The 23,899-nt window shown below is 67.3% G+C and carries 19 protein-coding genes; 9 read left to right on the forward strand and 10 right to left on the reverse strand.

What is annotated here, in order from left to right; all coding sequences use genetic code 11:
- The first annotated feature begins 132 nt into the window (after positions 1–132).
- Entirely contained in the window at positions 133–1,338 is a 1,206-nt protein-coding gene (gene sepH, locus HCT51_RS08565) for a septation protein SepH (RefSeq protein WP_166871715.1), read from the forward strand.
- Between the two features lie 410 nt (positions 1,339–1,748).
- Here sepH and HCT51_RS08570 read toward each other — a convergent pair whose 3' ends face one another.
- A complete protein-coding gene (locus tag HCT51_RS08570) occupies positions 1,749–2,837 on the reverse strand; it encodes an alkaline phosphatase family protein (protein ID WP_224760739.1) in 1,089 nt (362 codons plus the stop codon).
- Positions 2,838–2,894: 57 nt separating this feature from the next.
- Between HCT51_RS08570 and HCT51_RS08575 the strand changes: the two genes are divergently transcribed.
- Both HCT51_RS08575 and HCT51_RS08580 read left to right on the forward strand, forming a co-directional pair.
- Positions 2,895–5,360, forward strand: coding sequence for a DNA gyrase/topoisomerase IV subunit A (locus HCT51_RS08575; protein WP_166871710.1), 2,466 nt, complete (start codon positions 2,895–2,897; stop codon positions 5,358–5,360).
- Between the two features lie 107 nt (positions 5,361–5,467).
- On the forward strand, positions 5,468–5,872 hold the full coding sequence (locus HCT51_RS08580; RefSeq protein WP_166871707.1) for a PLD nuclease N-terminal domain-containing protein: 405 nt from the start codon (positions 5,468–5,470) through the stop codon (positions 5,870–5,872).
- 61 nt (positions 5,873–5,933) lie between these two features.
- Here HCT51_RS08580 and HCT51_RS08585 read toward each other — a convergent pair whose 3' ends face one another.
- The gene (locus HCT51_RS08585) at positions 5,934–8,012 is read right to left on the reverse strand and encodes a DNA gyrase/topoisomerase IV subunit B (RefSeq protein WP_166871704.1); all 2,079 of its coding nucleotides are present in this window, start codon (positions 8,010–8,012) and stop codon (positions 5,934–5,936) included.
- A 245-nt stretch (positions 8,013–8,257) separates the two neighbouring features.
- Between HCT51_RS08585 and HCT51_RS08590 the strand changes: the two genes are divergently transcribed.
- Positions 8,258–8,491, forward strand: a complete 234-nt coding sequence (locus HCT51_RS08590; RefSeq protein WP_166871702.1) for a DUF7455 domain-containing protein — start codon at positions 8,258–8,260, stop codon at positions 8,489–8,491.
- Positions 8,492–8,635: 144 nt separating this feature from the next.
- On the opposite strand, the gene HCT51_RS08595 is transcribed toward HCT51_RS08590, so the two are convergent.
- Together HCT51_RS08595 and HCT51_RS18725 are read right to left on the reverse strand one after the other, a co-directional pair.
- Complete coding sequence (locus HCT51_RS08595) at positions 8,636–9,718, reverse strand: alanine racemase (protein ID WP_166871699.1); 1,083 nt, start codon at positions 9,716–9,718, stop codon at positions 8,636–8,638.
- The gene (locus HCT51_RS18725) at positions 9,715–10,245 is read right to left on the reverse strand and encodes an alanine racemase C-terminal domain-containing protein (RefSeq protein WP_224760740.1); all 531 of its coding nucleotides are present in this window, start codon (positions 10,243–10,245) and stop codon (positions 9,715–9,717) included. The genes HCT51_RS08595 and HCT51_RS18725 overlap by 4 nt, the downstream gene beginning before the upstream one ends.
- Positions 10,246–10,486: 241 nt before the next feature.
- On the opposite strand from HCT51_RS18725, the gene HCT51_RS08605 reads away from it, so the two are divergent.
- Entirely contained in the window at positions 10,487–11,509 is a 1,023-nt protein-coding gene (locus tag HCT51_RS08605) for a sugar-transfer associated ATP-grasp domain-containing protein (protein ID WP_166871693.1), read from the forward strand.
- A gap of 75 nt (positions 11,510–11,584) precedes the next feature.
- Here HCT51_RS08605 and HCT51_RS08610 read toward each other — a convergent pair whose 3' ends face one another.
- The 4 genes from HCT51_RS08610 to HCT51_RS08625 form a co-directional block, all read right to left on the reverse strand.
- On the reverse strand, positions 11,585–12,283 hold the full coding sequence (locus tag HCT51_RS08610; protein WP_166871690.1) for a coenzyme F420-0:L-glutamate ligase: 699 nt from the start codon (positions 12,281–12,283) through the stop codon (positions 11,585–11,587).
- 30 nt (positions 12,284–12,313) lie between these two features.
- Entirely contained in the window at positions 12,314–13,627 is a 1,314-nt protein-coding gene (locus HCT51_RS08615; RefSeq protein WP_166871688.1) for an RNA polymerase sigma factor, read from the reverse strand.
- Between the two features lie 163 nt (positions 13,628–13,790).
- Positions 13,791–15,110 (reverse strand): MFS transporter, encoded by a 1,320-nt coding sequence (locus HCT51_RS08620; protein ID WP_166871685.1) that lies wholly within the window; start codon positions 15,108–15,110, stop codon positions 13,791–13,793.
- Positions 15,111–15,159: 49 nt separating this feature from the next.
- Positions 15,160–16,077 (reverse strand): proteasome assembly chaperone family protein, encoded by a 918-nt coding sequence (locus HCT51_RS08625; RefSeq protein WP_166871682.1) that lies wholly within the window; start codon positions 16,075–16,077, stop codon positions 15,160–15,162.
- 90 nt (positions 16,078–16,167) lie between these two features.
- Between HCT51_RS08625 and HCT51_RS08630 the strand changes: the two genes are divergently transcribed.
- The 3 genes from HCT51_RS08630 to sucB all read left to right on the forward strand — a co-directional run bounded on the left by HCT51_RS08630 (position 16,168) and on the right by sucB (position 20,761).
- Complete coding sequence (locus tag HCT51_RS08630; RefSeq protein WP_166871679.1) at positions 16,168–17,664, forward strand: leucyl aminopeptidase; 1,497 nt, start codon at positions 16,168–16,170, stop codon at positions 17,662–17,664.
- Positions 17,665–17,757: 93 nt separating this feature from the next.
- Positions 17,758–19,131, forward strand: a complete 1,374-nt coding sequence (gene lpdA, locus HCT51_RS08635; protein ID WP_166871676.1) for a dihydrolipoyl dehydrogenase — start codon at positions 17,758–17,760, stop codon at positions 19,129–19,131.
- Between the two features lie 76 nt (positions 19,132–19,207).
- Positions 19,208–20,761 (forward strand): 2-oxoglutarate dehydrogenase, E2 component, dihydrolipoamide succinyltransferase, encoded by a 1,554-nt coding sequence (gene sucB / locus HCT51_RS08640; protein WP_166871673.1) that lies wholly within the window; start codon positions 19,208–19,210, stop codon positions 20,759–20,761.
- Here the strand turns inward: sucB and HCT51_RS08645 are convergent.
- Complete coding sequence (locus tag HCT51_RS08645; RefSeq protein ID WP_166871671.1) at positions 20,755–22,206, reverse strand: protein kinase domain-containing protein; 1,452 nt, start codon at positions 22,204–22,206, stop codon at positions 20,755–20,757. The two genes, sucB and HCT51_RS08645, sit on opposite strands and share 7 nt — an antisense overlap.
- Before the next feature lie 160 nt (positions 22,207–22,366).
- On the opposite strand from HCT51_RS08645, the gene HCT51_RS08650 reads away from it, so the two are divergent.
- Entirely contained in the window at positions 22,367–23,071 is a 705-nt protein-coding gene (locus tag HCT51_RS08650; protein WP_166871668.1) for a DUF4191 domain-containing protein, read from the forward strand.
- A gap of 420 nt (positions 23,072–23,491) precedes the next feature.
- On the opposite strand, the gene HCT51_RS08655 is transcribed toward HCT51_RS08650, so the two are convergent.
- Positions 23,492–23,896 carry an RDD family protein gene (locus HCT51_RS08655; protein WP_166871664.1) on the reverse strand — a complete coding sequence of 135 codons (405 nt, stop codon included), beginning with the start codon at positions 23,894–23,896 and terminating at the stop codon, positions 23,492–23,494.
- Between the last annotated feature and the right edge of the window lie 3 nt (positions 23,897–23,899).

Here is a 23,899-nt window from a genome sequence, read left to right on the forward strand (position 1 = left end):
GAATGCAAACCCCAAATAGTGCTACACGAACCTTGTCCGAGGGAACTCGCGGCACGCCCGCGATATTCCCGGTAAACGGCGTGCTCCGTGCCATCCTTGACCACGAAATGCCAGAGCCGGAGGGTGCATCGCATGCAGGACCTGAAAGTAATCGGAGTCGAGAGTGGAGCATTGCTCGTCGTCTCTGACGAGGGTAGCCGCTATCGAATCGCCATCGACGAAGTGCTGCAGGCGCGGTTGCGCCAAGTCGCTCCCCAACCGGGGACCGGGCGCAAGCTTGCTCCCCGGGAGATCCAGGCGCACATTCGCGCTGGGATGTCCGCTGAGGATGTCGCGGCGATCACCGGTGCCTCGCTCGAGCACATCCAGAAATACGAGCCCCCGGTAGTTGCCGAGCGCGAGTTCGTAGTGGGGACGGCGCTGAACGTGCCGGTGCACACGGCGATCGACACCGATCCGCTCGGCGACGGCACCACCTTCGGTTCCGCGATCCGCGACCGCTTGAGCGACCTCGGCGCCACCGGTGAACGCTGGGCGAGCTGGAAGGAAGCGTCCGGCTGGATCGTCAAGCTGTCGTTCACCGCCAACCAGATCGATCATGACGCCCGCTGGCAGTTCGATCCGAAGAAGCTGGCCCTCGCGCCGTTGAACTCGGAAGCGATCACCCTGTCGCAGCAGGGTGGGGCTCAGGGAGCCCTGATCCCGCGCCTGCGTGCCGTCACCAGCGACGACCGCACACCCGACCGCACCCGCTTCGACAGCGGCGCGTTCACGGTGAGCGACGGCGAGACCGCCGACTCGACCCCCATCATCGAACAGGTCACCTTCCGCAGCCAGCACCCCGCAGCGAACCGGCAGGCTGCTGAGGCCAGCCGGCGAGGCGGAGCCGGTCTGAACGACGGGGACGCGACTCCCCCGGCCCGGTCCGACCAGCCGCCGGCGGAACGATCGCTCAGCCAGACCGCCGACCTGTTGGAGGCGCTCCGGCGCCGCCGCGGTGAACGAGAGGCTGCGCACTTCGACGACGCGCCCGCGCTGGAACCGGTGACCCTGTCTCCGGGCATCCGCCTGGTCGACGTTCCCCTGGATGAGTACAACGCTGACGATGAGCTGCAGCCCCCCGCGAGATCGCCGCGGGCAACCCAGCCACTCCCCGAGCTGCAGGGCACCGCCTCGGCGACGCCCGGCCCGTCCGGCATCGCCCACGGGCAGGCGCCACAAGCACAGTCGCAGTCGCACACCGGTACGGCGCCCAAGGCGGGTCGTCGCGGCCGGGCCGCCATGCCGAGCTGGGACGAGATCGTCTTCGGCGCACGCTCCGACGACGACCTCGCCTGAGCCAGCCGACCTGAGCTGATCTGCTCTGATCTGCTGCGCGCGGGCCTGAGGTCTGGCGTTTTGTCCTTCGAGCGCCCGGTGAAGAACCAATTCGCGTACTTCAGTCAGTCAGCTGCGCTGTTACGCGGCTGCCCGGCCACGCTGCTAGGCAGCGAACGCCCCGAGCCGCCATCCGCCGCTCGCGTGGCTCGATTTCGGGCGGCGCGCACGGCCCTGAGTTGCTCCCGGTCAGGCAATCCTTGTAGCGCGCGCCTCACAGTTGCTTTCGCGTCTGAACAATCGCCAGCGCGTGCGACTGCGGGTAGCGCAAGTCTTCCCGACCATGTGTGATTGCAACTGCGGGCCGCGCGCGCGGCGCTGAGCTGCGTTCGGCGCACCCAGCGGAGTGGACCGGCTTCTACAGCAGGCGGCTACGCGGCGAACGCTCCGAACCGCAGCAGCGGTACTCGTGACTCCTCCGGCGACAGCGAGCCGTGCTGACCCACCATGCCGCGACCGCGCAGCGACTGCGGCGACCGTGAGTCGTAGTAGGCGACCCGCTTGCGGGCGGCGACCAGGATGTCTCCGATACGGGGGCGCACCTCTGGCTTGACCTCGCCAAACCAGTTCGCGGCGATCGCCTCGTCACGGGTCGCGATCCAGGCGCGGGACCCCTCGCTCTCGGTCCATCGCGCAGCGAGGGCTGCGACATCCGTTCCCGGTTCGCAATAAAGCTGCAGGCAGCGCGGTTCTCCGCCCACATGACGCACCCCGTCGACCAGCTGCGGGCTGCGATCGAAGAGCACGTGTCCGTGCTCTGGCACGTCGAGCACGCCGTGGTCGGCGGTGACGATCAGGCCTTCCTTGGCGCGCAAGGACGAGGTGAAGTCGCGGACCGCGCCGTCGAGTTCTTCGAGCGCGGTGGTCCATTCGGGCGATTCCACCCCGTAGGCGTGGGCCGCCTTGTCCAGTTCCGGCACGTAGACGTAGAGCAGGCCGCGGTCGATCTCGTCGAGGGTCAGCCGGGCGATCCGCAGCCGATCTGCGATCGTCTCTGCCGACCGGTAGACCGCGCCGCGCAGTACCGCGTGGGTGAACCCGGAGTGACGGAACCGTTCGGGGCCGATCGAGAAGGAGTCGATCCGCTCGGCGGCGGCCCGTTCGAACACGGTGGGCTCCAACTGCCACACCGACGGGTCGATGTGCGCGTCCCAGCCATTCAGCTGGTTCACCACGCGGTCGCCGACCGGGTCCAGCACCGAATAGCCGACCAGTCCATGCTGGCCCGGTGCCGTGCCGGTGGTGAGGGTGGCCAGTGATGCGGCGGTCGTCGTGGGAAAGCCGACGTCGACCGTGGACGCGGGGCCGACGAGTGCCGCGGCCAGTGTTCGAGCGTGCCCGCTTCTGGCCTTCAGCGCCGCGGCGCCGAGTCCGTCGGCGAGGAGCACGACGGCCTTGTCGATAACCGGCGCGCCCAGAGCACTCGGCCGCCCCGCGACCGCCTCAAGACAACCTGGCATAACATCGGCAAGGCTAAGCCGGTCAGAATTGAGCGCCGGTAGCATAAAGGCAATCCTATGACTGCACCAGATTCACCTCCGACAGCGCCCTCCGGCGAACGCATTGACGACGTCGACGTCTCGACCGAGATGCAGGGTTCGTTCCTTGAGTACGCGTATTCCGTTATTTATTCACGAGCCCTGCCCGACGCACGCGACGGCCTGAAGCCCGTTCAGCGGCGCATCCTGTACCAGATGGCCGAGATGGGGCTGCGTCCCGATCGCGGCCACGTGAAGTCGGCGCGCGTCGTCGGCGAGGTGATGGGCAAGCTGCATCCGCACGGCGACACCGCGATCTACGACGCGCTGGTTCGCCTGTCGCAGGACTTCACCATGCGGGTGCCGCTGATCGATGGGCACGGCAACTTCGGCTCACTGGATGACGGCCCCGCCGCGGCCCGGTACACCGAGGCGCGCCTGGACGCCGCAGCGCTGGCGATGACCGAGGGCCTCGATGAGGATGTCGTCGACTTCGTGCCCAACTACGACAACCAGTTCATGCAGCCCTCCGTACTGCCCGCCGCATACCCGAACCTGCTGGTCAACGGCGCCAGCGGCATCGCCGTCGGCATGGCCACCAACATGGTGCCGCACAACCTCGTCGAGGTGGTCGGCGCCGCCCGGCACCTGCTCGAGCACCCCGATGCCACGCTGGACGACCTGATGGCCTTCGTGCCCGGACCGGACCTGCCGACCGGTGGCACGATCAGCGGCCTCGCCGGCATCAAGGACGCCTACGCCACCGGCCGTGGCGCGTTCAAGACGCGCGCGAAGGTGTCGATCGAACCGATCACCGCCCGCAAGACCGGCATCATCGTCACCGAGCTGCCTTACCTCGTCGGCCCGGAACGCGTGATCGAGAAGATCAAGGACGGGGTGGGCAACAAGAAGCTGAGCGGCATCAGCGACGTCACCGACCTGACCGACCGCAAGCACGGCCTGCGCATGGTGATCGGCATCAAGACCGGGTTCAGCCCGGAAGCGGTGCTCGAGCAGCTGTACAAGCACACGCCGCTGGAAGACAGCTTCAACATCAACAACGTCGCCCTGGTGGACGGCGGGCCCCGCACGCTGGGCCTCAAGGAACTGCTGCAGGTCTACGTCGACCACCGCCTGTCGGTAATCACCCGGCGCAGCGAGTTCCGGCTGGCCAGGCGTCGGGAGCGGCTGCACCTGGTCTCCGGCCTGCTGATTGCCATCCTCGACATCGACGAGGTCATCCAGGTGATCCGCGCGAGCGACGAGTCCGAGCAGGCCCGCACCAAGCTGATGGAGGTGTTCGACCTCTCCCAGCTGCAGGCCGAGTACATCCTCGAGCTGCGACTGCGGCGACTGACCAAGTTCTCCCGCATCGAGCTGGAGGCCGAACGCGACAAGCTGCAGGCCGAGATCGACGAACTCGTGGCGCTGCTCAGCAGTCCGGCGCGGATTCGCGGCCGTGTCTCCGAGGAGCTGGCCGAGGTCGCCGAGCGGTTCGGCACCCCCCGGCGCACGCTGTTGACCGAGGCGGCGCCCAGCATCGCCTCCAGCGGGTCGAGGAAGTCCGGACCGGTGCTGGAGATTCCGGATGTCCCGTGCCGGGTGTATCTGTCGACCACCGGGCGCGCGATCCGGGTCGACCTCGCCGACGACCTGCTCGACACGCCGGCGCCGCCGGCGCGCCGCTCCAAGCACGATGCCGTCCTGTCATCGGTGGTGACCACAGCCCGGTCGGAGATCGGCGCGGTCACCAACAAGGGCCGCCTGATCCGCTTCTCCCCCGTCGGCCTGACCGCGGTGCCCACGAACTCGATCCAGCTGGCGGCGGGCACCAAGATCCGCGACTACATCGGCCTGACAGACAAGACCGAACGTGTGCTCGCCGTGGTGTCGCTTGACGGCGCGGACTCGATCGTGCTGGGCACCGCGCAGGGTGTCGTCAAGCGGGTGTCGACCGGCGTTTACCCGAACAAGCCAGCCTTCGAGGTCATCGCGCTGAAGCCCGGCGACGAGGTCGTCGGTGCCGGGCAGGGTCCGGAATCGGAAGAGCTGGTGTTCGTGACATCCGGCGCCCAACTGCTGCACTTTACGGCGTCACAGGTGCGCCCGCAGGGAACGGCCGCGGGCGGTGTCGCCGGAATCAATGTCACCGGTGATACCCGCGTGATCTTCTTCGGGTCGGTGAACCCGCAGGCGGCGGTCGTCGTCACGGTGTCCAGCTCGAGCGACACGATTCCCGGTACCGACCCCGGTCGCGCGAAGGTGTCGTTCTTCGACCAGTACCCCGGCAAGGGGCGGGCAACCGGCGGTGTTCGAGCGCACGCATTCCTGAAGGGCGAGGACACCCTCGCGCTCGCCTGGATCGGTCAGTGGCCGGCGCTGGCGGTTGGCGTGGATGGCTCGGTGCGCACACTGCCGGCGCCGGGCGCCAAGCGGGATGCCTCGGGAACGCCTCTGGACGCGGTCATCGGCTCGGTTGGGCGGCGCGCTTCGGCGCTCGCCTGACCGGGCCCTGCCCGGGACGTCCTAACGTCGTTTCGCATCTCGGGTTGCGCCCGGTTCATTGTGAAGAATCCGCACAATGTCGACCGGTCTTCACTAGACTCCGGCTCATGTATGTGCTTATCTCGCTCGTGCTGTTCTGTGTCGTGCTGGCGGCCCTCATCGACATCATCGTGAGGGACAGCAGTCAGATTCGGCATCTTCCGAAGCTCACTTGGGTGCTGCTGATCATCTTTCTGCCGCTGATCGGCAGCATCATCTGGTTCGCCGTGGGTCGCGAGCACAGCGCTCCGGTCAACCGGGGCGCGTTCGGGGCCGGCGCGCATGGGGCGCCGGATCAGCATGCCGCCCAGACGACAGTGTGGTCGACGGCCTCGGCGGAGTCGACACCCGCGGCTCGGTCGACGGAGCAACAGATCGCCGACCTCGAGCGCGAAATCGCCCAGTCTGAGGCGCAGGAGCGGATCAAGCGTCTCGAGGCCGAGATCGACCAGCGTCGCGCCGAACAGGGGTAGCCCGCCTGCGGGAGCCACCGCCGCGACCTCGCGCGGCCCGGAACCCGAGCCAGCCGAGCAGTTACACGTCGATGCGGTCCATGGACAGGCCGGCGCCATCGATGATGAACTCCTTGCGCGGGGCGACGTCATTGCCCATCAGCAGCTCGAACACTCGACCCGCGTTCTCGGCATCCGCCATGTTCACACGGCGCAATGTGCGACCGTCGCGGGCCATGGTGGTGGTCGCCAGCTGCTCGGCATCCATCTCCCCGAGCCCCTTGTAGCGCTGGATCGGGTCCTGGTACTTCTTGCCGGTGCGCTTCAGCCCGTCGAGCACGCCCTGCAGTTCCGCCTCGGAGTATGTGTAGATCGTCTCGTTCGGCTTGGAGCCGGGGTTCATCACGACCACCCGATGCAGCGGCGGCACCGCAGCGAACACGTTGCCGTTCTCGATCATCGGCCGCATGTAACGGAAGAACAGGGTGAGCAGCAGGGTGCGAATGTGGGCGCCATCGACATCCGCGTCGCTCATGATGATGACCTTGCCGTAGCGCTTCTGCGTGATGTCGAAGCTCCGGCCGGAGCCAGCGCCCACCACCTGGATGATCGACGCGCACTCGGCGTTGCTCAGCATGTCGGATACCGACGCCTTCTGCACGTTCAGGATCTTGCCGCGAATCGGCAGCAGCGCCTGATACTCGCTGTCCCGAGCGAGCTTGGCCGTGCCGAGCGCCGAGTCGCCCTCGACGATGAACAGCTCGCTGTTCGACACGTCGTTCGACCGGCAGTCGACCAGCTTGGTCGGCAGCGACGAGCTCTCGAGCGCGTTCTTGCGCCGCTGGGTCTCTTTGTGCGCGCGGGCGGAGATGCGTGACTTCATCTCGGCGACGACCTTGTCGAGCACCAGGGCGGCCTGTGCCTTGTCGTCGCGCTTGGCCGACGCGAAGCGCGCTCCCATCGCCTTGGTCAGCACGTTCGCCACGATGGCGCGCACCGCTGGTGTGCCCAGCACTTCCTTGGTCTGGCCTTCGAACTGGGGTTCCGGCACGCGCACCGTGAGCACCGCGGTGAGCCCGGCGAGTACGTCGTCTTTTTCGAGCTTGTCGTTGCCGACCTTCAGCCGTCTGGCGTTCTGCTCCACCTGGGTGCGCATGAACTTCAGCATCCCCGCCTCGAACCCGGCCTGGTGCGTGCCGCCCTTCGGGGTGGAGATGATGTTGACGAAGCTCTTCAGGACGGTGTCGTACCCGGTGCCCCAGCGCAGCGCGAGGTCGACCTCGCAGGTGCGGGTGAGCTCGGTCGGCACCATGTGACCGTTCTCCTGCAGCACCGGAACCGTCTCGGTAAAGGTGCCGCTGTCGGTGATGCGCCAGGTGTCCGTGATCGGCGCGTCCACGGAGAGGAAGCCGACGAACTCGGAGATGCCGCCGGCGTACTGGAACGACTGGGTCACCGGCTCCTCGGCGCGCTGGTCGGTGATCTCGATGCCGAGGCCGGGCACCAGGAACGCGGTCTGCTGCGCCCGCGCCGTGAGGTCTGCGGACTGGAACTGCGCACCGCGGGTGAAGATCTGCGGGTCTGCCCAGTACCGGATGCGGGTGCCGGTGACGCCCTTGGCGACCTTGCCGACCACCCGCAGCTCGCTGCCGGACACGAACGGCGTGAACGGCGCGTCGGGGGTCGCCTCCCCCTTGTCGGCGAAGTTGCCGGGCTCGCCGCGGTGGAAGGACATGGCCCAGGTTTTACCGTCACGGTCCACTTCGACGTCCAGACGCTCTGACAGGGCGTTCACCACCGAGGCGCCGACCCCGTGCAGACCACCGGATGCCGCGTACGAGCCGCTGCCGAACTTGCCGCCGGCGTGCAGCTTCGTGAACACCACTTCGACGCCGGACAGGCCGGTCTTCGGTTCGATGTCGACCGGGATGCCGCGGGCCTTGTCTCGCACCTCGACGCTGTTGTCGGCGTGCAGGATGACGCTGATCTGGTCGCCGTGACCGCCGAGTGCCTCGTCGACGGAGTTGTCGATGATCTCCCAGAGGCAGTGCATGAGGCCGCGGGAGTCGGTGGAGCCGATGTACATGCCGGGGCGCTTGCGAACCGCTTCAAGTCCTTCGAGTACCGAGAGGTGGCGTGCGGAGTAGTCGGAACTCGCCAAGCGGGGGTCTCCTTGATTCTGGGATGTGGTGCAGATCCAGCGTAATCACTGCCACCGACGCTGCTCGCCTCCGACACCCGTCAGCGGCCACCAGTCCGACACTCGTGACCCGGATTCCGCGCGACGGGGGCAGCCCCGCGGGCTACGCGCACAGCGAACTGCCCCGGAATTGGCCGGTTTTGTCAGCGGGGCATGCTTGTATGTAGGCACGAGATCAATACCTGCCGAGCCCTAAGGAGCAGCACATGTCTCAGATAACAACCGAGAACGCCGCCACCAGTGAGCTCGAGCGCCCCGCCGACGAACTCACCGCGTATGACCGCTGCGACAGCTGCGGCGCCCAGGCCTACATTCGCGTGACCATTGCCGCCGGCGAACTCCTGTTCTGTGCCCACCACGGCGCAAAGTTCAAGGACAAGCTGGCCGCGACCGCGGTCGAGTGGCACGACGAGTCGCACCGACTCACCGCAGCGGTCTGACCCCGTCGCTGCCGCCGGCAGCGACACATACTTTCATCTACAACCCGTTGTGGGCCAGCCAACTTTGGCTGGCCCACAACGACTTAAGCCCTTAAACGATGCCTCGCCCCTAAACGATGCCTCGCCCCGAACGATGCTTCGCCGCTAGTCCACCACTCGACGCGGCACCAGCGCGGACACCCGGGTGACCAGTTCCTCGCCGATGGTGCCCATCGCGTCCGCCCATTCCTGCAGGGTCGCCTCACCGTGGGCGCCATCGCCGAACAAGGTGACCACGTCGCCCGCTCGCACGGCAGGCGCGGAGCCATCCGTGGTGACGTCGATGATCGTCTCGGTCGGGTGCACCGCCGTCACTGGCCATCGTGCCCCGTGGATCGCCACGGAGACCCGGCCCGCGGCATCCGTCAGTAGTCCCATCGCCCCACCGAAACCGATGGACGCCAGCTCGCGGTCGCTGGCGCGTGTGACGGCCAGCACGGGCGCCTGCAGCGTCATCACGGGACGGAGCCCCAGCTCGGCCGGCCCCACTCCCCCGCCCGGCGCGATGCCGTAGAGGAACGCGCCGACCCGCACCATGTCGAATCGTGCGTCGGCGCGCGCATACGCGGCGGCACTGGCGGCCAGGTGTCGGAGCCTCGCGTCGAGGCCCTGTCGCTCGGCCTCGTCAACGGCCCAGGAGAACTCGGCGATCGCGCGGCTGTCATCGTCATCGGATGCCTCGGCGATGTGGGTCCACAGGCCGGCAACCCTGATCAGGCCGGCGCGTTCCAGTTCGGCCGCCCGCGAGACGAACCCGCCCCACTCGGCGGGCAGAACCCCGGCACGGTGCAGGCCGCTGTCGATCTTCAAGTGCACGGGAACCGCACCATCCGCGTGCGCTGCCGAGGCGGCGGCGACCCGTTCCAGTACGTCGGCGGCGGTGACCCCGATGTCGACGCGGGCACGGATCGCCAGGGCGAAGTCGTCGCCGCTGTCGAACACCCAGGCGAAGATCATGGCGTCGGGTGCGAGCTCGCGCACGGCGAGGGCGCTGACCAGGTCAAGGGCGCCGAACCGGGTGACGCCGACGTCGAGCAGGGCCTTGACCACCGTTTCGCGGCCGTGACCGTACGCGTTGTCCTTGACCACCGCGAGCAGCTCGGCGGGGGCGACGCGTTCGCGCACCAGGCGCACGTTGTGGCGCAGGGCGTCGCGCGAGACCAGGACGACCGCAGAGGGCTCGGTCATGCGCGCACCTCCCGGCTGACCCGGTCGTCAAGTCCGGCGATCACCGCGACGGGATGTTCGCCGACGCTCGCTGCCCACTCGGTGAGAGAAATCTCCCCGGCGGCCGGGACACCGAACAGCACGACCCGATCGCCGATCTGCACCGGCTGCTGCCCGGCATCCACGACGAGCACATCCATCGCCACACGGCCAACGATCGGCATCCGGTGGGCCGTGCCCTCCCGGTCGCGCCAGGTCACCTCGGCACGGTTGCCGGCCTTGCGCGGCACACCATGGCCGTAGCCGATGGCCACCAGCAGCAGGGTGGTGTCGCTGGGTGTGCGGTAGGTGTGGCCGTATGACACGCCGGCGTCGGAAGCCACGGCCTTCACCGAGACCACCTCGGCCGAGAGCCGGACGGGGTCACTCGCCAGGTCCCGCACGCACGCTTCCGCGCCGGCGGGGTCGCCGTGCAACGCGCTGTGCAGGTGGGAGGCGTGCGCCTCAGACAGTTCGAGCACCCGCGCGCCGAGACTCACCACCGTCACGCGGCGACGCTGTTCCGTGGCCGGGCGGTGCAGGGCACCGGACGATCGCGCGGGGACATCACCAGAGGCGGGCACTCGGATCGCATCGGGACAGTATATCGGCGTGCCCTGCGGCCGCAGCGGGCGACAGGTGGCAACCGCACACCACCGGACACCGCCGGCCGGTGCCGCGGCGAGCCCCCGAACGGCCCGACGGTAGACTGGTGGGGTACATTTTCGGCCGCCGAGGGGAAAACACCACGTGAGCGCCAACCGTTTCAGCCTGAAGTCACGCCTCCGATACGTCACCAATCGGGCCCGCCGCATCGATGTCGGGTCGGTCGTCACCCGAGCCAAGGAAGTCGCCGACGAGCACAAGAAGGCCACACCGGTCGTCCTGGCCGACATGCTCTGGTCTGCGGCCTTCCGCAACACCGCCTTCCAGGACTACGTGGACTGGGACTTCGCGATCCTGACGAAGGCCGAGCGGTCCACCTTCATGACCCACTCGATCTCGAACCACATTGCGATGAAGTTCGATCACCCCGCGCACCGTTCGACCTTCCACGACAAGATCGAGTTCAACCGGGCGTTCGACGCGTTCCTTGGTCGCGACTGGCTTGAGGTGCTCGCCGCCTCCAACGACGAGGTGCGCGACTTCGTCACCCGGCACGGCCAAGTGATCGGCAAAGTTCCGGTCTCCAGCGCCGGTCACGGGGTGGAACGCTACGAGGCCGAATCGATCGCCGACTGGGCCGGATTCCGCGACCAGCTGCTGGCCAAGGGCCAGACCCTGCTCGAGGACTACATCACCCAGCATCCGATTCTCGCCGCCATCTGCCCCGGCACCGCCAACACCACCCGCATCACCACGTTCTTCGACGGCACCACCACCCACGTTCTGTCGATGGCGCAGAAGTTCGGCAGGGGCGCAGCCAGCGACCAGCAGACCTTCGGCGGCTTCTACACCATGCTCGACCTGCACGGAAAGTCCAAGGGACCGGGCTACGACTCGCACAACAGCGTGCACCTGACGCATCCCGAGTCCGGCGTCTCGATCGTCGACTTCCAGCTGCCGATGGTCGACGAACTGTACGCGTTCATCGACAAGGTCGCCAGGGTGGTCCCCGACGTGCAGTACGTCGGCTGGGACGTCGTGATGACCGAAACAGGACCGGTGCTCATCGAGGGCAACTGGGCTGCCGGCGTCTACGAGAACAAGCCGAGCATCACCGGCATCCGCACCGGAAGCCTCCCCCGCTACCGCGAGGCGATCGGCTTCTAACCCGGCGCCACAAACGAGGAACGCTCCTGCGAGCATCGCAGGAGCGTTCTTTCGTATGGCGGATGCCGCGGTGGGTCAGGCGGCGCGGATGATTCCCATCGGCGTGCTCTGGTGACCCTGGCCGAGCGGGTTGTCGCTCAGGATGCGCACCAGGCGCGCCTCACCGGCGGCATCCAGCGTGGAGCCGAGGATGTTGCCTCCGAGGTCGTTGATGTCGACCACGGCGACCTCGAGCGAGGAACCGAGCGCCTTCTTCACGTCGGCCGCGACCTGACGCGGACGCAGCGGCACCAGCACCACCTGGGAGTTGTACGGCGGGATGGTGTGGCTGGTCGGCCCATCGATGCCGCGCGCCCTCCAGCCGGCTACCCGGTAGAAGTCGCCACGGCGACCGATCAGCTTGGTGACCGCAGCCACCGCTGAGGCGAGCAGGATCCGCGGAGTTCCTACCTCACGAAGAGCCATTTCCATGGTCTCCGGCATGCCCAGCCCGATGCCGTACGAGGTTTTCGTGACGTACTTGGACAGGAAGGTCGCGAGCGGGCGCGGTTTAATCTCGTCCATCGGGTAGGAGCGGCCCTGGGTGATCGCCACGATCTTCTCGGTGATGAACAGGATGTCGCCAGCCTGAACTTCCGATGCGGCATACCGGGAGACAATCTCGGGGAGCTTGTCTTCGCGGGTGATCACGTGGGTCTTCAGCGGAATCCGCTGAAACTTCGCCCCGTCTACCTCGACAGCGAGAGCCTTGCCCTCATTCGCGGCATGTGCCATGTCGGTTAGTCCTCTCGTCGAACGGCTTGATCACTCAAGGTAGTCGCGCAGCGACTGTGACCGTGACGGGTGACGCAGCTTGGCCATGGTCTTCGACTCGATCTGGCGGATGCGCTCACGCGTTACACCGAAGGTGTCACCGATCTGGTCGAGGGTCTTCGGCATGCCGTCGCCGAGTCCGAACCGCATCCGGATCACTCCGGCCTCACGCTCGGACAGCGAGTCGAGCAGGCTCTCCAGCTGCTTCTGCAGCATGGTGAAGCCCACCGCGTCCGCGGGAACCACGGCCTCGGTGTCCTCGATCAGGTCGCCGAACTCGCTGTCGCCGTCTTCACCGAGCGGCGTGTGCAGCGAAATCGGCTCGCGGCCGTACTTCTGCACCTCGACGACCTTCTCAGGCGTCATGTCGAGTTCGCGGCTCAGCTCTTCAGGCGTGGGCTCGCGGCCCAGGTCCTGCAGCATCTGGCGCTGCACGCGGGCCAGCTTGTTGATGACCTCGACCATGTGCACCGGGATGCGGATGGTGCGGGCCTGGTCGGCCATGGCGCGGGTGATGGCCTGACGAATCCACCAGGTCGCGTAGGTCGAGAACTTGAAGCCCTTGGTGTAGTCGAACTTCTCGACGGCACGGATGAGGCCGAGGTTGCCCTCCTGGATCAGGTCAAGGAACTGCATGCCGCGACCGGTGTAGCGCTTCGCGAGCGACACCACCAGACGCAGGTTCGCACCCAGCAGGTGGCTCTTGGCACGCTGGCCGTCACGGGACACCCACTGCAGCTCACGCTGCAGTTCCTTGCTGAGGCCGGGCGTGTTCGCCAGCTTGTCCTCGGCGAACAGGCCCGCCTCGATACGCATCGCCAGCTCGACCTCTTCGGCCGCGTTCAGCAGGGCGACCTTACCGATCTGCTTCAGGTAGTCCTTGACCGGGTCGGCGGTGGCGCCAGTGATGGCGGCGGAGTAGACCGGGACCTCGTCCTCGTCGTCGACGACAGACAGCACCAGCGCACCGGTGGGCAGCTTCTCATCGGTACCGGTTGACTTGGTCTCCTCGTCATCCGTCGCCTCTGTCGTGTCGACATCGGCGTCACTGGCCGGAGCCTCAACCTCGGCGGCCTTCGCGGCGCGCTTGGCGCGCGTCGCGGTGGCGGCCTTGGTCGCAGGCGCCTTGGCTGCAGCCTTTGTCGCAGGCGCCTTGGTGGCGGCGGCCTTGACGGCAGGCGCCTTCTTGACGGCAGCCTTCTTCACTGCAGTCTTGGGCGCGGCGGCCTGAGCCTCAGCCGCGGTGTCGTCGTTGACCTCAGCGGGTTCCGCAGTCTGTGCGGGTGTGGTCTTTCGGGTTGCCATTCGAGCACCTTTCCGGGCGATTTCGGGCAGTACTAAGACCCTTGTCAAGTCCGATGTCCACACGTTCGCGGACATTAAAATGGTTGACAGGGTCTCTCCCATCCATTATTACACGCCTGCGGTGCGCAGGGTGCCACCGCGAGGGTTCTCCCCTGCGCGACGGTCAGGATTTGCGACGCCACAGCCTGCCCAGTGCAACCCAGAAGGGCGCTACCTCTATTCCTTCTGATTCGTGCAGAGAATCGCGGGTGCGTTTGCGGGAACGCAACAGCATCACCGTGCCGGCGCCGATCACGATGAACTGCACCGAGAACGCCACTCTGAAGTGGTCGAGCGAGTACAACTCTTCTGGCAGCCCGGATCCGCCCGAGGCACGATCCATCACATCGAGCAGGAGCCCGATCAACAGCATCATCAGGAACGTGGCGGTGAACCCTCCCACGTTCACCACGCCGTTTGCCGAGCCGAGGCTGCGCATCGGGTTGAAGGTGCGCGCGAAGTCGAAACCAATGAGCGAGCCGGGTCCGCCCATCCCGAGCACGGCGATCAACACCACGATCAGCCACAGCGGCGGCGTGCCAGGCCAGAGCAACACCACAGCCCAGGCAATGCCCATCGACACGACCGCGCCGAGAACGATGTTGCTTCGGCGCATCGGATAGCGCGCCGACAGCACACCCATGATCGGTCCGGTGACGAAGCCGGCTCCGACCATGATCGTGAGCAGTCCTGCGGCCAGCACCGGACCATAACCGAGCGCCACCGAGAGGAACGGGAACCCCCACAGCAGCGAGAACATGGCACCGGATGACTGGGTGGTGAAGTGTGCCCAGAAGCCGAGTTGCGTGCCGTGGCGGCGCAGGCTCTCGCGCAGCTGCTTCATGGCGGCGCGCCAGGAGACAGACTGGCCGAACCCCTCCGCTGCTCCGTCGCTGATGAAGACCGCGATGAGCACGCCGGTGAACAGCGACAGGGCGGCGGCACTCAAGTACGCCGGCGACCAACCCCACTCGCTCAGGATGAACGACAGCGGGATCGCCGAGAGCACCTGGCCGAGCTGCCCGAGGGTGCCCAGCCACTGCGTGACCTGCGGCAGGGTCCGCCCGTTGAACCACGACGCCAGCAGACGCATCACCGAAATGAAGGTCATCGCATCGCCGGCGCCGAGCATCATGCGGCCGACGACGGCCACCGCGAACGCCGGGCTGAGTGCGAGCATGAGCTGCCCTGCCACCATCAGCGCCGCGCCCGCGAGCAGCAGCACCCGCGGTCCGACCCGGTCGAGCATCACTCCGGTCGGTATCTGCAGCGCCGCGTAGACGACCAGCTGCAGCACCGCCAATGACGACAGCTCAGCCGCCGAGACAGCGAAGCGATCGGTTGCCTCCACGCCAGCGACGCCGAGCGAGCTGCGCTGCATCACGGCAATGAGATAAGCGAAGACACCCACGGCGAAAATTAGCCACGAGCGTCTGGAGTTCACCCTGCCAGCTTAGGAGGAGCCCGCGGACAGGTGCGACATAAGCGGCCGGCTACTGCGGCGGGAAGTCGTCGCGTCGCCCGGCCAGGAACTTCTCCAGCTCCGCCGCGATGGCATCCGCCGTGGGCAACTCGCCGTCCTCGTCGGTCAGCGGGGAGCGCATCGGATTGTCTTCCATATAGCTGTCGTGCCGCACCTCAAGCGTGTGGACCAGCCTGGCCAGCTCGGGGTTGCCCTCAACCTGTTCGTCAATCTTGGCGACGAACTCCCTGCCATCTTCGCGCAGGTGGTCGGTCGGGAAGATCAGCCCGGTCGCGGCACCGATGCTGTCCAGTGCCGTCAGCGCCGCCAGCGGGTACTCGGTGTCTGCCAGGTAATGCGGAACCAGCAGCACGAACCCCACGGTGGGGTGGTCCAGGTTCTGCAGCCGATACTCGATCAGGTGCAGCGCGTTCGCCGGCACCAACGTCTGCGGCTTCCAGATCGACAGCGAATCGATCAGCTCCATCCGGTTGCCGCTGACGGTGACCCCGATCGGCCGCGTGTGCGGCACCGGCATCGGAATGGAGTGCACCCATGTGGTGGTCTTCACCTGGTACCGGTCAATGAGTTGCAGCACGGCAGCCGTGAACCGTTCCCACTGGAAATCTGGTTCAAAGCCGGTGAGCAGCAGGAACGAGCTCCCCAGTTCATCCTTCATCAGGTAGAGCCGCAGCTTGGCCGGACGGTAGTCGCTCAGGTGGTCCTGGTCGAAGAAGATCGACGGCCGGCGCGACCGGTAGTCAAGCAAGGCGTCAACGTCGAAGGATGCGACGATCTCATGCTTCAGCGTGTCGAGCAGGTACTCACTGAATTGGGTGACCGCGGAGCCGGCATCGGCGAATCCGGTCAGTCCGGCGACGAGGTGAAGCCCCACCGGCACTTCTGTGGTGTCGAGCACAACCTCATATAAACCTGCCGGATCTTGCATGGTTCCAGCGTAGCCGCGACACCGGGCGGTGACGGCGCACCGGGTCTGCCGAGAGCGAACAGCGCCGACGGCGCCACATACGATGGCCGGATGACCATTCCTGCCCTGCGAATCAGCTCAGCCTCCGCCCTCTCCGCCACCTCCGACGTGCTCGTGCTCGGCGTGCGGAAGACGCCGAGCGGGCCGGAGCTGCAGTCGGATGTGCCAGAGCTGCAGGAAATCGCGGCCGCGCTCGGCGGGCTCGGCGTCACCGGGGCAGAGGACGAACTGCTGCGGCTGCCCGCCGTCTCCCCCGACGGTCCCAGCATCGCCCTGATCGGCCTGGGTTCTGGCGCCACCTCGGAATCGACGCTGCGCAACGCGGCAGGGTCGGCCACCAGGCAGCTGCGCGGGATCGACTCGCTCACGCTTGCGCTGCCCGCGGCCAGTGACGATGAGGCCGCCGCCATCCTGGAAGGCGCCGCGATCGGCGCGTACAGCTACACCCGCTACCGCTCTGACACGCTCGCCACCACCAAGACCCCGGCGAGTGACATCACGATGATCGCGACCGTGACGGATGCCGCGGCGGTGCTCGCCCGCGCCACCGCGGTGGCCGAGGCGATGGCCACGGTGCGGGATCTGGTCAACGCTCCCCCGTCGCACCTCTTCCCGCAGAGCTTCGCCGACGCCGCCGAGACCCTCACCAGCGAGCTGCCGGTCGAGCTGACCGTGCTCGACGCCGACGATCTCGCCGAGGGCGGGTACGGCGGCATCCTCGGCGTCGGCCAGGGATCGACACGCGGTCCGCGCCTGGTCAAGCTCAGCTACGCCCCCGAGAACGCCACCCGGCACCTCGCCCTGGTGGGCAAGGGCATCACCTTCGACTCCGGCGGACTGTCGCTCAAGCCCGCCGCGTCAATGGTGGGCATGAAGTACGACATGGCCGGTGCCGCCTCCGTACTGGCGGTCACCATCGCGGCCGCCAGGCTCGGTCTGCCGGTGCGCATCACCGGCTGGCTCTGCCTCGCCGAAAACCTGCCATCCGGCACCGCCCTGCGACCGAACGACGTCATTCGAATCCGCGGCGGCAAGACCGTGGAGGTGCTCAACACCGACGCGGAAGGCCGGCTGGTGCTCGCCGACGGACTGGTCGCGGCCAGTGAGGAACGTCCGGACGCCATCGTCGACGTGGCCACCCTGACCGGCGCCGTGGTCAGCGCCCTCGGTGACCGCACCAGCGGCGCGATGGGCGACGCCGACCTCATCGCCGAACTGCAGGATCTCAGCATCCGAACCGGAGAGGCCTTCTGGCCACTGCCATTGCCGAGCTATCTCATGGAGTCATTGCGTTCGGATGTCGCAGACCTCAGCAATGGAAAGGCGGGGCCCAAGCCCGGAGGCGCACTGGTCGCCGGCGTGTTCCTGCAGCAGTTCATCGGCTCCACCGGCGACGGCGACGACGCGCCGCGCATCCCCTGGCTGCACCTGGATATCGCGGGCACCGCAGACAACGGGTCGGCGTCGCGCGGCTATCTGGGCGCCGGCGCCACCGGAACCCCTGTTCTTTCGCTCCTCGCGCTGGCCGAACGGTATTCGCGCGCGTAGTAAAGTCGTCGTGGCGAGGAAATCTTGCCACTCATCAGGCCCCTCCGCGTACCCCCTGGATGGCGCCTGCAAAGAGCACGAGGGAGTTGCTGGGTGTCGGAACAAAACTTTGACATTGTCATTCTCGGCGGCGGAAGCGGTGGCTACGCCGCCGCTCTGCGCGCGAGCGAACTGGGCTTTTCGGTTGGCCTGATTGAGAAGGGCAAGGTCGGCGGCACCTGCCTGCACGTGGGCTGCATTCCCACCAAGGCGCTGCTGCACTCCGCAGAGGTCGCGGATGTTTCACGCGAGTCCTCCAAGTACGGCGTGACCACGACGTTCGAGGGAATCGACATGTCGGCGGTCACCGCGTACCGCCAGGGCATCGTTGCCAGCAAGTACAAGGGTCTGCTGGGACTGGTCAAGGCTCGCGGCATCACCACCATCGAGGGCGAAGGCAAGCTGACCTCCCCGACGACGGTTCAGGTCGGCGACATCACCGTCACCGGCAAGAACGTGATCCTCGCGACCGGCTCATACTCGCGGTCGCTTCCCGGCCTCGAGCTCGGCGGCCGTGTCATCACGTCGGAGCAGGCCCTCGAACTCGACTTCGTTCCGAACAAGGTCGCCGTGCTCGGCGGCGGCGTGATCGGCGTCGAGTTCGCGAGCGTCTGGAAGTCGTTCGGCGCAGATGTCACCATCATCGAGGCTCTGCCGCACCTGGTACCCAACGAAGACGAGTCGGTCAGCAAGCAGCTCGAGCGCGCATTCCGCAAGCGCGGCATCAACTTCACGGTCGGCGTGCGGTTCCAGAGCGTCGAGCAGAACGAGAACGGTGTTGTCGTCACGCTGGAGAACGGCCAGACCATTGAAGCCGACCTGCTGCTGGTGGCCGTCGGCCGCGGACCGTCGACGGCCGGCGTCGGCTTCGACGAGGTCGGCGTGACCATGGACCGCGGGTTCGTCATCACCGACGAGCGCCTGCGCACCAACATCCCCGGCGTCTACGCCGTCGGCGACATCGTCCCCGGGCTGCAGCTCGCGCACCGCGGATTCCAGCAGGGCATCTTCGTGGCCGAGGAGCTTGCGGGCCTCAACCCGATCATCATCGAAGACATCAACATCCCGAAGGTCACATACTGCGACCCCGAGATCGCGTCCGTCGGGCTCAGCCAGGCCAAGGCCACCGAGAAGTACGGTGCCGACAAGGTGACGAGCTACGACTACAACCTGGCCGGCAACGGCAAGAGCGCCATCATCGGCACCGCCGGATCGATCAAGGTCGTGCGTGTCAACGACGGTCCCGTCGTCGGCGTGCACATGATCGGCGCCCGTGTCGGCGAGCTCATCGGCGAGGCACAGCTCGCGGTGAACTGGGAGGCATACCCGGAAGACATCGCGCCGCTCGTCCACGCACACCCGACGCAGCATGAAGCGCTCGGCGAGGCGTTCCTCCACCTCGCGGGCCGGCCGCTGCACGCGCTCTAACCGGCACGCACTCTAAGCGGCACATGCCGCATAACTAGACTAAGAACACCCACAGGGCTACAAAGGAGCATCACTGATGAGCGAATCCGTCAACCTCCCGGCACTCGGAGAGAGTGTCACAGAGGGCACGGTCACCCGCTGGTTGAAGAACGTTGGCGACCGTGTCGAGGTTGACGAGCCGTTGCTCGAGGTTTCAACCGACAAGGTCGACACCGAGATCCCGTCGCCGATCGCGGGCGTGATCGAGGCGATTCTCGTGGCGGAGGACGAGACGGTCGAGGTGGGCACCCCCCTCGTGACGATCGGTTCCGGCGAGGCTGCAACCGAGGCACCGGCGGCTCCCGCCGAAGAGGCAGCGGCTCCCGCAGCGGAAGCACCCGCGGCAGAGGCACCGGCCGCTCCGGCTGCTGAGGCGCCCGCTGCTCCGGCTCCGGCTCCGGCCGCTCCAGCGGCACCGGCGGCTGAGGCACCTGCTGCTCCCGCTGCTCCGGCTGCTCCGGCTGCTCCGGCTGCAACTCCGACGCCTGCTGCTCCGGCCGAGGTGCCATCGGCTGCTGCTCCGGCGCCAGGCGAGGAGGCACCTGCTGCTCCCCCGGCACCGGCCGCACAGGTCGACGAGGCACCCGCTGCTGCCGCGGCTCCGGCTCCGGCCGCAGCACCTGCCGCCCCGGCACCCGCCGCTGCTCCGGCTGCACCCGCAGCGCCGGCAGCCGAGCCGGCTGTCGGACCGTCTGGGTCCAACGCCGGCTACGTCACTCCGATCGTGCGCAAGCTCGCCAACGAGCGCGGAATCGACCTGGCATCCCTCTCGGGTACCGGTGTCGGTGGCCGAATCCGCAAGGAAGATGTTCTCGCTGCTGCCCCGTCCGCCGCGGCTCCGGCTGCTGCGGCTCCCGCACCGCTCGAGGTTTCCGAGCTGCGCGGCACCACGGTGCCGATGACACGTCTGCGCAAGGTTGTCGCCGAGCGCGCCGTGCAGTCGATGCAGGGCACCGCCCAGCTGACGTCGGTCGTCGAGGTCGATGTAACCAAGGTCGCCGCGTTCCGCAGCAAGGTGAAGGACGAGTTCCAGCAGAAGACCGGCGCCAAGCTGTCCTTCCTGCCATTCTTCGCCCTCGCCGCTACCGAGGCGTTGCAGACCTACCCGATCGTTAACGCCACGGTCGACGGCGACAAGATCGTGTACCCGGCCAGCGAGAACATCAGCATCGCGGTTGACACCGAGCGCGGCCTGCTGACCCCGGTTGTGAAGAACGCCGCCGAGCTGGACCTGGCCGGTTTCGCACAGCAGATCGCCGACCTGGCCGACCGCACGCGTGAGAACAAGCTGAAGCCTGACGAGCTCGCCGGCGGCACCTTCACGCTGACCAACACGGGATCGCGCGGCGCGTTGTTCGACACGCCCGTGGTGTTCCTGCCGCAGTCCGCGATCCTCGGTACCGGCATCGTGACCAAGCGTGCCGTCGTGGTGTCGGTGGACGGCGCTGACGCCATCGCGATCCGCTCAATGGTGTACCTGGCGCTCTCGTACGACCACCGCATCATCGACGGCGCAGACGCATCGCGCTTCCTGGTGGCCGTGAAGAACCGTCTCGAGGCGGGCAACTTCGAGGGCAACCTCGGTTACTGATCACCCAAGTACGCCCTGATCCGCCAACCGGCCTCGCTCCTGATCACCAGGAGCGAGGCCGGTTCGCTGTCTGTACCGAGATCAATCAGGGCGGAATTACCGAGTCGTTCCACCAGCAGCGGGTCACCCACCGCGACGTCGACCGCTGCCGCCTCGAGCTGACCGTCGCGCACTGCACGAATCGTTGCCTCGTCAGCGGTGAGAGCGGCTGAGCCCGGCTGGGCGACCGCATCCAGACAGAGCACTGAGAGATCACGCAAGCAGCGGGCCCGAGTCTGCAGCAGCTCGGCAGCGGCAGCCAGCGGGTCATCCGCCAGTACCGCGCTGCCCTCGCCCACGATCGGTGGGCCTGCCGTCGCCGGACCCGTCGGCTGCGGATCGTGTCCAGTTCCGGCATCCGGAGCACTGTCGTTCCCCGGAATGAGCACCATGGCAGCCGTGAACGCAACGGCGACCGCCGCGGCCGCGAACCAGAACCGGAGACGCACCGTGCGCAGTCGCGTCAGGATCTGACGCGACCACGTCGCCCCGTGCGCAGCCGCCGCATCGTGCAGCCATTCCGGCAGCGGGAGCGCCGCGAGCCAGCCGGGACGAGACGCCGGCTCTTGTCTGCTGTCGGCGTCGTCGATCCGGGGCGGCACGGCCACGCGCTCGAACGCTGGTCGAGTCACCGGCACCGCAACGCCGCCGCGACCGAGGTCGATCGGTTGCGGATCCGCCACGGCAAACAGCCGCTCGGCCAGCTCGTCGCAGAAACCGGCGGTATCGGCGCTCGAGTCGAGCCACCCCGCCAGGGCGGTACAGGAGTTCATCGCGATCGTGTCTCCTGTCACAGCTTCAAGCACGGATCCGGCGATCCGCCGCAGACGCATTCGGTCTCGTGTCGCCGTCTCGTGTTGCTCCAGAGCGACGGGCGGCGAGCCAGCGGCGAATAGCGCCGCCCGCCCCCAGCCGATCAGCACCGGCGCACCGCGCTCCGAGAACAGCACCCGACCGGGTCCGAGGGCACCGTGCGCCACTCCCGCCGTATGCAGAACGCCGAGCGTCTGGGCGAGCGGAGCGAGCACCGTGACAGCCTCGCCGGCGGACCACGGTCGCCCACTGGTGAACAACTCGCTCAGCGAGCCTTTCGGATGCCGTTCCAGCACGAGGCATGGCCGTCCGTCACGGTCGCTCGCAACATCCAGAAGCTGCACAACGTGTTCGTTCGAGACGCATGTCATCGCCTCGATCTCCCGCGCGATGTCGTCGTCGCTGACCCACCTCCGGTAGGCCTTCAGCGCCATCGGCGGTTCGGAGTCGACGACCGCCAGGTAGACCTCCGCACGTTCGCCCGCGCCAAGCCGGCGAACCACGCGCAGACCACCGACCACGGTGTCGATCCCCAGCAGGGGCTCGTCCGCGGCGACCGCAAGTGGCTGATCCAGCACGGTGGTTCGGCGCATGGCCTCATGCTGACCCACGTTCGAGTGACGCCGCCAGCAGCGCCGTGAACCTGTGCGCAACGCCGCACTGTTGAGGAGCGGTGTTGAGGGGCACTACTCAGGGCTGATTGCCCTACCGGTGCGGGATCCGTGACCTCTCCGACCCCGTATCCTAGAGAGTATGGCTCGCAGCTCTTCCGCCCCCAAGGAACCCGGTCGCATCAAGCAGATGTGGCAGGTCTTCCAGATGACCCGCCGCTATGACTCGTTGGCGATCTGGTTCATGCTCGCCGCGTTCATCATCCCGGTGCTGATTGGTGTCGCGCTCGCGATCTGGCTGTCCGGCGACAACGTCGTCGGCATCATCCTGTACTCCATCACCGGTGTGCTCGCCGGTGTACTCGCGGTGCTGATCGTGCTCGGTCGTCGCGCGGAACGCGCCGCATACGGCCAGATCCAGGGTCAGCCCGGTGCGGTGGGTGCGGTGCTGAAGAGCTCGCTGCGACGCAGCTGGCAGGCCAGTGAGATGCCGATCAACGTGAGCCCGAAGACTCAGGATGCGGTCTACCGCGCCGTGGGCAAGGCGGGCATCGTGCTGATCGGCGAGGGCCCGAAGTCACGCACCAAGCGCATGCTCGAAGACGAGCGTCGCGGCATCGCGCGCATCGTGCCGAATGTGCCGATCAACTTCCTGTACGTCGGTCCCGACGAGGATTCGACCCCGCTGCACCGTATCGCCCCGAGCCTCAACAAGTTCAAGAAGACGCTGAACAAGGCCGAGGTCATCGCCGTGAACAACCGGCTGAACTCGCTCGGCAAGGGCGGCACGCTGCCGATCCCGAAGGGCGTCGACCCGTTCAAGATGCGGGCGCCGCGTCCGCGCTAATCTCCCGCTAGGAGAGACAGTTCCGGGCCGCTGACCCAGCGATGTACCGAGCCGCGCCAAGCTGCCATCCCAAGCGACCGTGGCCCGGATATTCCTGCAGGCAGGCCTTGTCGACTGGCCACGGATCACCAGAGAAATTCCTCTCCGACAACGGCGATCGCATCCACGAAGCCCTGAGACATCACAGCTGCCGAAACCGCGGCGCTCGGCCGAAACGGCGGCGCTCAGCACGCGTGGCGGCGGCGCTTCGCGTGAGCGCGCCGAAAACGGCCGAGCGCTCCCGCCGCGGCGGGAGCGCTCGGCCGTTTTGGCAGCGTTCGGTGAAGGAAGTCGCGCGGTGGTGCCGAGCGCGGCCCGCGCGCGGGCCACACGCGCAGTCGGCGCATCCCCGCGGGGCAAACCGACCTCGTCAGCGGTCTCCTAGACGCGCACCAGGACCGTACCGGCCGCCTTGTCGTGCAGACCGCGCTGGTCGGCGTCCCAGATCACCGCGGGAATCACGAAGCAGATCAACAGGGTGCGCACGATGGGCCGCCATACGCCGAGGTAGCCGCCGGCGACCGGCACAACGCGCATCCGCATGATCAGGTGGCCGATGCTGCCGTTGGTCAGCCACTGGAACAGGATCTGAGTGGCGGCGAAGATCGCGAGAGTCGCGAAAGGGTCATACGCGAAGAAGGCGACCGAGATCACCACAGCAATCGCCCAGTCGATAGCCAGGGCAGCCAGCCGGCGACCCAGACGCCCGACGGACCGAGGCCCTTCCTCAGGAAGCCCGAGTTTCTTGCCGGGCCAGTCGGATGAGGATGGGGCGGTATCAAACACGAC

Source organism: Salinibacterium sp. ZJ450 (assembly GCF_011751885.2).
GTDB lineage: Bacteria > Actinomycetota > Actinomycetes > Actinomycetales > Microbacteriaceae > Ruicaihuangia.